Annotated in this window: 10 protein-coding genes; all 10 read left to right on the top strand. The window is 55.7% G+C overall.

Features of this window, described 5'->3' with window-relative positions; translation table 11 throughout:
- A partial coding sequence (locus G7Y44_RS05030; protein ID WP_206214401.1) for an IS1634 family transposase occupies positions 1 to 960 on the top strand: 960 nt, incomplete at its 5' end.
- A gap of 128 nt (positions 961 to 1,088) precedes the next feature.
- A complete protein-coding gene (locus G7Y44_RS05025; RefSeq protein WP_165248055.1) occupies positions 1,089 to 1,727 on the top strand; it encodes a type IIL restriction-modification enzyme MmeI in 639 nt (212 codons plus the stop codon).
- 243 nt (positions 1,728 to 1,970) lie between these two features.
- Positions 1,971 to 2,933, top strand: coding sequence for an ORF6N domain-containing protein (locus G7Y44_RS05020; protein WP_165248053.1), 963 nt, complete (start codon positions 1,971 to 1,973; stop codon positions 2,931 to 2,933).
- A gap of 402 nt (positions 2,934 to 3,335) precedes the next feature.
- Positions 3,336 to 3,524, top strand: a complete 189-nt coding sequence (locus G7Y44_RS05015) for a hypothetical protein (protein ID WP_165248051.1) — start codon at positions 3,336 to 3,338, stop codon at positions 3,522 to 3,524.
- Positions 3,525 to 3,674: 150 nt separating this feature from the next.
- The gene (gene rhuM / locus G7Y44_RS05010; protein WP_165248049.1) at positions 3,675 to 4,655 is read left to right on the top strand and encodes a RhuM family protein; all 981 of its coding nucleotides are present in this window, start codon (positions 3,675 to 3,677) and stop codon (positions 4,653 to 4,655) included.
- A gap of 357 nt (positions 4,656 to 5,012) precedes the next feature.
- Positions 5,013 to 5,573: a QueT transporter family protein gene (locus G7Y44_RS05005; RefSeq protein WP_165248047.1), complete on the top strand. Its 561-nt coding sequence runs from the start codon at positions 5,013 to 5,015 to the stop codon at positions 5,571 to 5,573.
- Between the two features lie 357 nt (positions 5,574 to 5,930).
- Positions 5,931 to 7,310, top strand: coding sequence for an FhaA domain-containing protein (locus G7Y44_RS05000; protein ID WP_371807460.1), 1,380 nt, complete (start codon positions 5,931 to 5,933; stop codon positions 7,308 to 7,310).
- A 21-nt stretch (positions 7,311 to 7,331) separates the two neighbouring features.
- Complete coding sequence (locus tag G7Y44_RS04995; RefSeq protein ID WP_165044011.1) at positions 7,332 to 7,745, top strand: FHA domain-containing protein; 414 nt, start codon at positions 7,332 to 7,334, stop codon at positions 7,743 to 7,745.
- Positions 7,745 to 9,007 carry a Stp1/IreP family PP2C-type Ser/Thr phosphatase gene (locus tag G7Y44_RS04990; protein ID WP_165248043.1) on the top strand — a complete coding sequence of 421 codons (1,263 nt, stop codon included), beginning with the start codon at positions 7,745 to 7,747 and terminating at the stop codon, positions 9,005 to 9,007. The genes G7Y44_RS04995 and G7Y44_RS04990 overlap by 1 nt, the downstream gene beginning before the upstream one ends.
- The gene (locus tag G7Y44_RS04985) at positions 9,004 to 11,757 is read left to right on the top strand and encodes an FtsW/RodA/SpoVE family cell cycle protein (RefSeq protein WP_165248041.1); all 2,754 of its coding nucleotides are present in this window, start codon (positions 9,004 to 9,006) and stop codon (positions 11,755 to 11,757) included. Before G7Y44_RS04990 ends, G7Y44_RS04985 begins: the two co-directional genes overlap by 4 nt.
- The last annotated feature ends 65 nt before the right edge of the window (positions 11,758 to 11,822 follow it).

Raw genomic sequence — 11,822 nt, 5'->3', positions numbered from 1 at the left:
CAAACAAAGCGACGCAACAATATGTACGGGCGTACCGTGCGTGTAGCTGATAAGGGGCTAAACTGCGCTGACAACGTTAGCGATGCCATTTTGTCTGGTGATGGCTATATCTTCTCAAAGTCGGTAAAGCAGCTGCCCACAACAGAGCTTATGTGGGTGCTATCTGATGAGGGCTGGTTAGACATCACAAGTAAAGACGGCGAGATTATCTACCGGGTGAAGTCCTGTGTCGCAGACTTCGAATACAAAGTCACTACAGATTCTGGAGGTAAAAAGGCAGTTCCAGTTGAAGAGAAAAGGGTTGTTACATTTAACCCTAAACTTGCCCGCAAACAACGTGCCGAGATTGACCGGCAGGTAGAAAAGGCGCGTCGCTTGCGCCTGTCGCAGGCCAAAAAGTCAGAGTATGGTGACAGTGCTAAGTTTGTGACCTTTAGTGCAGTTGATTCAAATGGAGAAGAACCTGATGCAAAGGTAGTGGCAACACTAAACCACACAGCTATCGAGAAAGCACGCCGTCTGGCAGGCTACAACATGATCGTGACCTCAGAGGCGTCAATGAGTGATGCTGATATCTATTCGACCTACCATAATCTCTGGCGCATAGAGGAATCCTTTAAGGCGATGAAGTCCCAACTTGACGCGAGACCTGTGTATCTGCAAAAGTCCGAATCGATCACCGGACATTTTCTTATCTGCTACCTATCGGTGCTGCTTGAGCGGCTCGTACAGCTAAAAGTGTTAGATGGGCGCTTTTGCACTGAAGAGATAATGAGACTTGCCCACAACTATCGTGTAGTTGAGGTCTCTGAGCGCAAATACGTCAACATCTCCAAGTCCTTACCCATCATCGACGAGTTAGAGAAAATGACGGGGCTGCCGTTGGGTAATTACTACCTTACGAAAGGACAAATCGATTCCATCGTCAACTGTCAATTCAACATACCCAATGTTCAGTAGTGCTGCATACCGAAGCACGTTCGAAGGATAGGACGACCCACCTGATGACACCGATGACTTGGGCACACAACGTTTAAAAGACAAAGCGAAGTGTACCTACAAACCATGTTGAATTCTTAGCACCAGAAATGAAATCGAAACTCGGAAGTCAGGTCTCACCAATAGAAGAGCGCATAATACGTGTTAAGGAGTTTAGATCTTCCAGCTCACGCGAGGCAACAAAGAAGCTGGCAGTCACGCCGCAGCTTTTCGGCGAGATAAGACAACCTGAAACGCAATATATCTTCATCCCAAGGCATAGTTCAGAACGAAGAATTTATATACCTCTCGGCTTTCTTGATTCCGATATCATTTGCGGCGACTCTGGATCCTTTGTTCCCGACGCAGAGCTATATCATTTCGGTGTAATGATGAGCCAATTCCATAATGCATGGGTTAGAACAGTATGTGGACGTCTTGAAAACAGGTATCGTTATTCAAACAAGGTTGTCTATAACAATTTTGTTTGGCCTTCAGCGTCAGCGGAGCAGCGTCAACGAATAGAAAAAGCGGCTCAAGCAATTCTCGATGTTCGTGCTTCATATCCTGAACTGTCGTTGGCGAACCTTTACGACCCGGACAAGATGCCAGCCGATCTACTCAAAGCACACAAAACTCTCGACGCAGCAGTCGAAGCCGCGTACGGCGTCAGCTTCAACGGCGACGAAGAAAAAATCGTCGCGCATCTGTTCAAGTTGTATGCAGAGGCTACGGCAGAGTCGAAGTAAATTACATGCTGCTCGATAAAAAACACGCCAGCACCTGGCTTCAATAGGTTCTTGGGGGTTCAGCGGGTTTGCCCTGCTTGTTTGTTCGAACCCTTTTGGAATTACTATATCCACGACTGTCTATTGCGTTTGCTTCGGTGTGGTCAGCCGAAAGGAAACCGACAGGGAGGTTCTTTCCGCACAAGCGCCTTCCCCACTTGATACAATTCGCTTCACCAGAACAAGAACGAAAGGGCGGCAGTCATGGTAAAAGAAGAGAAAAGCCCATCTGTCAAACCTGTGGAGGCGGAAGAAGACATATCGGTTGCGATCGTTCCCGCAAACGAACCGATTATACGTGATCTTATATACACGGTGCGCGGTACCCAGGTTATGCTCGACAGCGACCTAGCGAGGCTGTATCAGGTTGAAACAGGGGCGCTCAATCGTGCTGCCAAGCGCAATGAAGATCGATTTCCCGAAGATTTCAGATTTCGGCTCACCCGCGAAGAACTTGACCAGCTAAGATGCCAAATTGGCATCTTAGCTGGTCAAGACCATGAAACGAAGATCGGCAGAACATACATGCCCTTCGTCTATACCGAGCAGGGTGTCGCCATGCTGTCAGGGGTTTTGCGCAGTGCCGTTGCTGTTCAGACAAGCATCCGAATAATGCGCGCCTTCGTCGAGATGCGTCACTTCATCGCCAGCAACGCCGCCATGTTCGAACAAGTACGAGGCGTAGAGCTAAAGCTGCTTGAGTACCAGAGAACTGCCGATGAGCGCTTCGAACGAGTGTTCGACTATATGAACACACACGAGGCTCCAAGGCAGAAGGTGTTCTTCGACGGCCAGGTATGGGATGCCTTCGAGCTTTTGGTATCGCTTGTGCATCAAGCCGAGCGCGAGATCGTTCTTATCGACGGCTACGTAGACACAAGCACGCTCAGCATCCTGGCGAAGAAGACAGACGGCGTGAACGCCATCGTGTGGACCCACCCGCGCACGCGCCTCGACCAGCACGACATCGACACCTTCAACGCGCAGTACTCGCAGCTGGAAATCCGCCACACGACGGTCTTCCATGACCGGTTCCTCATCATCGACGGCACTCAAGGCTATTTCGTCGGTGCCTCACTCAAGGACGCGGGAAAGAAGAGCTTTGCCATCTCGCGAATTGAGGATTATGAGTCCGTGCGCGCCATCCTCGCGCGCCTTGAAAGATAAGGCCACATCCGAAAGATCTCTTCACGTCTGGATGTTGCTCATCGTCGATGGGGTCAAAGGGACGTCCTTCGCATCCTCGCGATTGATTCTGGAAAACCCCGACGATGCTGAGTCGCAAATGTGTATCGGTGTGAGCCGATGAGTTATGGAACGGCACACCGATGTACCGTGGAATCATGCACCGATTGACGCATAATATTCACCACAACAAAACGGACGTGTGCGTTGCGCTTGCAAAGGAGGTGGGTTTTACACGAGACTTTACCATGGAAGCAATGTCGAAGTGTATACAGAGGAAGAAACGATACGACGTCTGATGCCTCAAAATCTCAAAGATCAGTATGCGTTCAAAACCCAAAAGGCAATTGATTTGCTCCGGTTCTGCGAGGCGGTGAATGTGTAATGAGCGTCAAATCACATATCAACAGTTACTACAGTGCCGCAGTGGTCGGTCGCATTGTCGAGAAGTACGGTATCGCTCCTATGGACGCCCTGAATTCCTACTTGCATTCGGAAACGCACAGGATGTTTCTTGATCCCGAACTTGCAATGTTTGAGTTTTCCCCTGAGGGAATCATTCTGTCACGCTGATCCTATTGTCATAGCAGCCGCTTTATTCCTTCTTGTCGCATAGCCTACCAACGGCTACCATGAATAAGCGCTCATTGTTCGCCTGTCTGTTACGCTAAGCCTGTCTGCCGAGCGTCTTCTATCCATTTCTACTAGGAAGGAGACTCGAGCATGTCTGAAGTAGCTAGCACATCGAACCTTGTCCTTTTCGAATCCTCCGACGGGGAGGTGAAACTGGACGTAACCGTCGACACCCGAGACGAAGAAGTTTGGCTTAATCGATCTCAGATGGCGCTTTTGTTCGACCGTGACGTTAAGACCATCGGAAAACACATCGCAAACGCCCTCAAAGAGGAGCTGGACCAGGCTGCAATCCCAACTGTCGCAAAATTTGCGACAGTTCAAAACGAGGGCAATCGCCAAGTTGAGCGCCGAGTCGAATACTACAACCTCGACGTTATCATCTCCGTTGGCTACCGCGTGAAGTCGCAGCGCGGCATAGAGTTTCGCCGCTGGGCGACTGATGTGCTGCGCCGCTACATCATCGAAGGTCGCGCTGAGAACGAACGCCGGCTCAAGCAGCTCGCCCAAGTGGTTTCCGTTATGGAGCGACTTTCCGGCGATCTCGGAGCCAGCCAAATTCTCGAGATCGTAAAGAGCTACGCACCCGCGCTCGATTTGCTGGATGATTACGACCACCAGCGTCTTAGTCGACCCAAGGGCTCAGAGAGCGTCTACGTGCTTGAATACGACGAGTGCCGCGACCTTATCGACAGCCTGCGCTTTTCCGGTGAGAGTGATATCTTCGGGAAGGAGAAGGATGACTCTTTCCGCAGCAGTATCGCAGCCATCTACCAGTCGTTCGGCGGTCAGGAGCTATATCCGTCCGTCCAAGAAAAGGCTGCGAACCTTCTGTATTTCGTGGTGAAGAACCACTCGTTCCACGATGGCAACAAGCGTATTGCAGCGAGCCTGTTCCTCTACTTCCTCGACCGCAACGGTCTGCTGTACGAGAACGGCAACAAAACTGTGGGCGACGACTCGCTCGTGGCCACCACCATCATGATTGCGGAGTCTCGTCCAGACGAGAAAGAGGCAATGGTATCCCTCATTATGAACTTCCTCGCATTAGGGCACGCAGGCATTCAGTAGCTTACATTAGGCAAATCATGTGACAGAATGACCCTATTGTCACATACAGAATGACCTGACCCTATTGTCACAGGCTTGCGCTTTGATAGTTGCTGTGGCAGAACTACAGGAAAGCTTCTGCTATACTTCGCGGCGGCGGTTTTGCTGTGGCGGGCTTTTGCCTGCGCGACAGTGCCGCTTTGTGCGTGCATCGTTGGGCCCTGCGCGCGCAATCGTATCAGTTGCCCATAGCCCGCGGTTCACCCGTGCGGACGACGAACGTTGACGAAGGAAGAGGTTCGGTTGTGCCCCGTCTCTTCCCTTTTGTCAACCTCGTGTTTTCGCGCAGATGCCCCGCGCGGAGACAGGAGGATTCCCATGAAAAACGAACGAACCACCTACGTTGCCCGTGCAGGGGTGATCGCAGCGGTCTATGCTGCCGCTACCTTGGTAGCGCTGCTGCTGTTACAGGGGCTTGCGTGGGGACCAGTGCAATTCCGCATATCGGAGGCGGTATGTGTGGTGGCGCTGTTCACCCCAGCGGCCATCCCTGGTCTTACGGTGGGATGCGTGGTGGCAAACCTAATGTCACTAGCCATCAACGGAACCGGTGCACTCGGGCTGCTCGACGTGGTGTTCGGCAGCGCGGCCACTTGCATCGGGGCGCTGTGGTGTTGGAAATTCCGCGATAATACGAAGATTGCCTTGTTGGGTCCGGTTATCGCCAACGCACTGATTGTTCCCGCGTACCTTCCCCTCATCTTGCAGGGGCTTGGCTACTACACCATTCCATTCACGTCCATAGCGCTTGACGGTATGTATCTGCCCATGTACCTGTTCGGCGTGGTTGCCACCGGTTTGGGCGAAGCGGTGGTAATGTATGCGCTCGGCTTACCGCTCGCATCTGCTATGCGCCGTTTCGAACTATTCAAGGACTAAAGCGCATTTGGTCGGCGCATTTGGCTGGTGTGTCTGGGAAGCGAATTTCGTCGGCGTGTCTGGGAGGTGTCTCCGCTCAAGGGGCACTTCCCTCCCGCGCACCGCTCAGTTCGCGCATTCCCGGCCCGCCTCTCATACGTTTCTTACGTTTAGCGTGCTCTTCGTCTGTTTCGTGCGCTTCCATGCACACTCGTTTGTGTGCCGTGTGCTCGATTCTTTCGTGACAATTGCGTTACATCTCTCTAGAGGCTTTTGTTTATGGCAAAATAGGACATTCGGAGAGTAGACGAAAAAACATGCCTGTCGGTTATGGGCTGCGTACCAGAACGAAAGGGTTCGCAGGTTGTGCTGGCACGCATGATAAGAACAACGAAGATACGAGGGAACACGATGGGTTTTCTTTCCAGGTTCGAAGGCAGAATGGAAGACACGTTCGAAGGCGCTGCCGATAAGGTTATCAAAACTCCCATCTCGCCGGTGCAGATTACGAAAAAGGCCGAGAAGCAGATGCGGCGCGAGAAAATGGTTGGCGCGGGCAAGCAGTTCGCGCCCACGCTGTATACCGTGCTCGTGAATCCCGACGACGATCAGCGCCTGTTCGGGTACTATCCCACGCTTGCGGGCGAAACCGAAACCTATCTTGCGGCGAAGGCGTCCGAGCAAGGTATGGTTATGGACGGTCAGCCATTGGTGCGCTTCGTTGTTGATGACGCGCTGAAGCACGGCAAGTTCGAGGTCATCGCCGAAATGGTGGCGGCTCCTATCGTGGCTCAGCTTCGCGCTGAAGAAATGCAGCGCTATGGCCTAGCTCCCGCTGGGCGCGCAGCTGCTCCGGGTGCGGCGGCGCAACGTTTCAACGCGCGTGGCGCGGGTGGTGACTACGGCATGGGTGCGCAGCCTGGTTTCGATCAGCCGGTTCAGCAGGTTCGCTCGGCGCGCCAGCCGCAGGCGGCTCAGATGCAACCGCAGTTCCAGCCGCAGGCGGCTCAGATGCAACCGCAGTTCCAGCCGCAGGCGTACGCGGATGATTACGACGATGTTGTGCAGGATCAGGGGGCTTATGGTCGCGCAGGCGCAAGAGAGCCGCTTCCCTATGTGCCTGAAGAAGAGCTTGACTATTCTATCGACTATGGCGAGTACACGTTCAACAGTCTCGATTACGACGATTATCAGGGCAACGGCGACGGTGACGCTCAGAGCGCCCCATTCCCGCAGGGCGTTCCAAACGTTGTTGCTTCGCGCGGCGCTGGCGCTGCTCCGCGAAAAGCGGCCGCGCCGCGTGCCGCTGCCGCTGCTGGCGCCGGTGCCGCTGCCGGTGCTGGCGTTGCCGCCGGTGCTGCCGCAGCTGTCAATAGGCCTGCGTCAAACGTGCCGGCCGATTGGCAGCCCAAGCCGAATACCGTCATGCTCGATCAAGGTGTGGTGGCGCCAGCCAACCCCGAGCCGCCCGCCCGTGCGGCGTGCTTGGTTGATATGGCCAGCAGCCGAAGGTACGACCTGCGCGGTTCGCATATGACCATCGGTCGCGAATCCGCCAACGACATTCAAATCAACGACATTAACGCATCGCGCCGCCATGCCGAGCTTTCGCTCGATCCGTCGGGCGTGTGGGTGATAACCGACCTCGGTTCCACGAACGGCACCATGGTCAACAACCGCGCCATCGCGAAAAGCCCGCTCGTCTTGGGCGATCGCATCACCATCGGCACCACCATCCTCATGTACACGACTGCGTAACCACGGGAAAGGGCCGTTGCTGTGATAGACATCGTACTGCTCGTAGCCAGGCTGCTGTTCGTTGCGCTGCTGTACCTGTTCCTGTTCGCCATCATGAAAACGGGCATCGGTCTCGTTCGCGGACAGCGCAGGAAGGAACGTACGTGGAAGCTATCGGTTGAGCGCGGCCCGAAAGAGCTTCGCGGCGTGTCCATCGTCGTGCATGGCCCGGTCATCGTCGGGCGCAATCCTGGTGCCGATATCGTAATCGGGGCCGCATACGTTTCGGGAAGGCATGCGCGTTTTACCCTGATGGGACAAAACCTGTTTGTTGAGGACTTAGGTTCTACGAACGGCACGGCAGTAAACGGCCAGCTCATAACCGCGCCGACGGCGCTCAAGAGCAACGACGTGGTAAACGTTGGCGATGTCGCCATTCGGGTAAGGTACGTGTAATGGCGGGCAAGCACGCGCGTTCGTCGTCGCGCTCCCGCCGTGCGCCAGTGTCTTCGTTTGGTTCGAGAACGGACATCGGCTGCGTTCGCGACCACAACGAAGACAGTCTCATCGTTGCGCCGCCGCTGTATGTGGTGGCCGATGGCATGGGTGGGCACGCCGCCGGCGAGGTGGCCTCCGAGATTGCGGTCGACGTCATATCGCGGCTCGCGCCCGAGCATCCCGACGGCGAAGCGCTTGCGTTTGCGGTTGAGGAAGCGAATCGCGCCATCATTCAAGCGGCGAGTGAAGGTCAGGGCCGCGCGGGCATGGGAACCACGTGCACGGCTGCTATGATGGAAGGTGAACGCCTGGTCATCGCGCAAGTTGGCGATTCCCGTGCTTACTTGCTGCATAACGGAAAGCTGCAGCAGATTACGCGCGATCACAGCCTTATGGCCGACATGATAGAAAGCGGGCAGATCACGCCCGAAGAGGCGCGCGTGCATCCACGCAGGTCGGTGATTACCCGCGCGCTGGGCAGCGACGCGAACATGTGTGCCGACATCTACGAGATCAACGTGAAGACAGGCGACCGTTTGCTGCTGTGTTCCGACGGTTTGTCGGGTATGCTCGAAGATCACGAGATGGAAGCCGTGCTGCTACGCACGCGCGACCCGCAGCGCTGTGCCGCACAGCTGGTGAATCAAGCCATCGGGGCGGGAGGCTACGACAATGTAACGGTTGTGGTGGCCGACGTGACCGGGTTCGCCGAGTCGCAGCGCAAGAAAGTTGCACTGAAAACCAAGGTGTTCGTGGCGTTCGTGCTGGTGCTATTCGCCGCCATTCTCGCGGGAACGGCGTTCGCGTGCCACACGTACCTTAACACGGTGGCCTACCTAGCCGCCGACAACGGCAAGGTTGCCATTTATCGAGGTCTTCCCGACGAAGTGCTGGGCATGAGTTTCTCAAGCCTCGAACGAACTACCGACGTGTCGGTGAGTGATTTGCAGCCTGGCGTGGCTAATCGCTTAGAAGAGGGAATCCGGGTTGACAGCGTCGAAGCTGCAGAACAGCTGGTGAGCGAATACGAGCGCGACATAGCCGAGCGCTCGGGGCAGAACTTGCCGGCTTCGGCAAACAAGGGGAAAGCGGACGAGGCGGACGGAGCAGACAGCGCAGATACTGCGGCAAACAGTGAAGCCAACGCCACAGATGGCGCATCGGGTGCTTCTGCAACTAACAACTCGTCGGCTCAAGGCGGGGAAGGGGGCCAGGTATGACGCGGCGCAATCTCGAACTCGTCCTTTTGTGCATAGCGGCCCCGGTTGTGCTGCTTCCGTATGCCATGCTGGCTCTCAACCAGGGGCAAAGCTTAAGCGTTAGCACGCTCGGTGTGCCGCTTGGGCTGCTGGCGTCGTTTTGCGTGGCTCATCTTGCTGCGCGTCGATTCACGCCCGATGCTGATCCTGCTATTTTGCCGCTCGTGTTTGCGTTGTCGGGTATCGGCATCGCCTTCGTGACGCGCCTTGCGCCTGAGCTCGCCGTGAACCAGGTGTTGTGGCTGTTCGTGGCCATCGCCGGCATGGTGGTGGTTATGGCGTTATCGCGTAACCTCGACAACGTGGCGCGCTACCCGCTTATTCTCATTGTGCTTGGCTTACTGTTGCTGCTCTCGCCGCTGCTTCCGGTCATAGGCATGGAAAACTACGGCAGCCGCATCTGGCTAAATATCGCGGGCTTCTCATTCCAGCCGGGCGAGGTAGCCAAGGTGGTCATCGTTTTGTTCTTGGCGGGGTACCTTGCCGAAAACCGCGAGATGCTCTCGGTGTTTACGGGGCGGTTGGGACCGTTTCACCTGCCCGACGTTCGCACGCTGCTACCGCTTTTGCTTATGTGGGGCGTGGCAATGCTTATCGTGGTTGGCGAGAAAGACCTCGGCAGCGCGCTCGTGTTCTTCTTCGTGTTCCTGATCATGCTCTACGTTGCCACGGGTAAGAAGTTTTACCTGGTTGTCGGCCTGCTGCTCATTGCCATTGGCGGTGTTGGCGCGTATCTGATGTTCGATCACGTTCAGATTCGCGTGCAAACGTGGCTCGACCCCTTCGCCGATGCGCAGAACACCGGCTACCAGCTGGTGCAGGCCATCTATTCCATTGCCGACGGCGATCTGTTCGGTGTGGGAATTGGCAACGGGCTTGCCGATCAAATTCCCGTGGTGGAAAGCGACTTTATTTTCGCCTCTATCGCCGAAGAAATCGGGCTTTTAGGTGCGGCGGGCGTGCTGCTGCTGTTCTTGTGCTTGGCGGTGCGCGGCTGCGTGACTGCGGCGCGCGCGAAAAGCGACGTGAGCTCGTTCATTGCGGTGGGTGTCACCTCTATTATCGTCTTGCAGGCGTTCATTATTGTTGGTGGCGTAACGCGGGTCATACCGCTCACGGGTCTAACGCTGCCCTTCATCAGCCAGGGCGGCTCGTCGCTTTTGGCCAGCTTCATTTCCGTTGGCTTGCTCATGCGTTGCGGCGACGACGGCACAGGTGTTGGTCGCGAAATGGCCATGGCAACCATGGCGCACAGCAAGCATTCCGACAGTGTGCTTGGTCGTATTTCGGTAGGCAAGCGTCTTACTAACGTGATGATCATCTTTGCGCTCATGTTTGCGCTGCTGGTTGCGAATCTGACTATGATTATGGTGGTCGACGCGCAGAAGTACCAGGACATGCCGGGCAACAACCATACGATGGTGAAGCAATCGAAAACCGAGCGCGGCACGATATCAACCTACGATGGTGTGGTGCTCGCACAAAGCGTCCAACAAGACGATGGCACCTACGATCGCGTGTATCCGTCGGGTGATTTGGCGGCTCATGTGGTTGGGTATACATCCGATCGCTTCGGGTCGTCGGGTATCGAAGCGTCGCAAAACGACGTGTTGCAGGGGCAGCGCGGCTTTGCCTCGTGGACCGACGTGCTAAATTCGTTTGCTGGTATTGGTGGTGCCGGAAACGACGTGGAACTTACTATTAACTCAACCGTGCAGCAGGCCGCCCAAAACGCGCTTGCTGGCGAAAAAGGTGCGTGTGTAGTAATCGATCCCACCACTGGAGCTGTGTTGGGCATGGCGTCTTCTCCCACCTACGATGCTGCGCAGATAGAAAGCCTGCTTGAAGCTGCGGGGGCGGGTGCCGACGACGGTTCGGGCACGCTGCTGAACCGCGCGACGCAAACGCTCTACGCGCCAGGATCAACATTTAAGATCGTGTCGCTGGCAACCGCTTTCGAGAACAACATCGCTTCGGAAGATACGTTGTTCGCTTCGCCGGGGTCTATGGATATCGGCGGCGCGAAGGTATCGAACTACGAAGGCGAGTCATACGGCGACATCACACTCGAGCAGGCAACCTGGTATTCGTCGAACACCGTGTTTGGTCAGCTTGGCGAGCAGATGGGGGCCGAAATGCTCGTGGAAGGGGCCGATTCGTTCGGCTTCGATGAAAACATACCCTTTGACGTGCCGCTGGCTATGTCGCTCATGGCCGATCCTGCGAACATGTCGGTGTGGGGAACGGCGTGGGCGGCTGCGGGCGAGCCGGTGGGTCAGCGCGGCCCGAATGCCACAGTGATGCAGATGGCTCTGGTGGGTTGCGCTATCGCGAACGACGGTGCCATCATGCAGCCGTATCTGGTGAACGGCGTGTATAACGCAAATGGCGAACGCAGCTCCACCACCCAGCCAAGCAAGCTCATGCAGGCGGTGAGCGAAACCACGGCCGAGCGTGTTCGCGAGGTATTGAAGGGCGTGGTGACAAACGGCACCGGCTATGCTGCCGCCATTCAAGGCGTCGAAGTGGCTGGCAAGACCGGTACTGCCGAGAAGGCCGACGGAAGCGACAGCTGGTTTGTGGGAATGGCACCTGCCGACAATCCAAGCGTGGTGGTGGCCATTGTTATCGAGAAGGGCGATACAGGAGAAGGGGCACAAAAAGCGCAGAGTGTGTTAAGTGAGACGTTGCGCGTGCAAGGAGCGCTGTAGATAGGGTATGCTGATTGTTCGCATAGTAATGTTGAACAATGTGCAGCCCAGCATGTAGCCTAAAG

The sequence above is a fragment of the Adlercreutzia sp. ZJ141 genome, from assembly GCF_011038965.1.
Classification (GTDB): domain Bacteria; phylum Actinomycetota; class Coriobacteriia; order Coriobacteriales; family Eggerthellaceae; genus ZJ141.
The sequence above is the reverse complement of the archived record's forward strand: the minus strand, read 5'-3'. Positions and strand labels throughout refer to the sequence as shown.

Bases quoted from the DNA above. Each gene is read 5' to 3' on its own strand.
- G7Y44_RS05015 (WP_165248051.1), top strand. From the start codon at position 3,336: ATGAGCGTCAAATCACATATCAACAGTTACTACAGTGCCGCAGTGGTC.
- G7Y44_RS05005 (WP_165248047.1), top strand. From the start codon at position 5,013: ATGAAAAACGAACGAACCACCTACGTTGCCCGTGCAGGGGTGATCGCA.
- G7Y44_RS05025 (WP_165248055.1), top strand. From the start codon at position 1,089: ATGAAATCGAAACTCGGAAGTCAGGTCTCACCAATAGAAGAGCGCATA.
- G7Y44_RS04985 (WP_165248041.1), top strand. From the start codon at position 9,004: ATGACGCGGCGCAATCTCGAACTCGTCCTTTTGTGCATAGCGGCCCCG.
- rhuM (WP_165248049.1), top strand. From the start codon at position 3,675: ATGTCTGAAGTAGCTAGCACATCGAACCTTGTCCTTTTCGAATCCTCC.
- G7Y44_RS04990 (WP_165248043.1), top strand. From the start codon at position 7,745: ATGGCGGGCAAGCACGCGCGTTCGTCGTCGCGCTCCCGCCGTGCGCCA.
- G7Y44_RS05000 (WP_371807460.1), top strand. From the start codon at position 5,931: ATGATAAGAACAACGAAGATACGAGGGAACACGATGGGTTTTCTTTCC.
- G7Y44_RS05020 (WP_165248053.1), top strand. From the start codon at position 1,971: ATGGTAAAAGAAGAGAAAAGCCCATCTGTCAAACCTGTGGAGGCGGAA.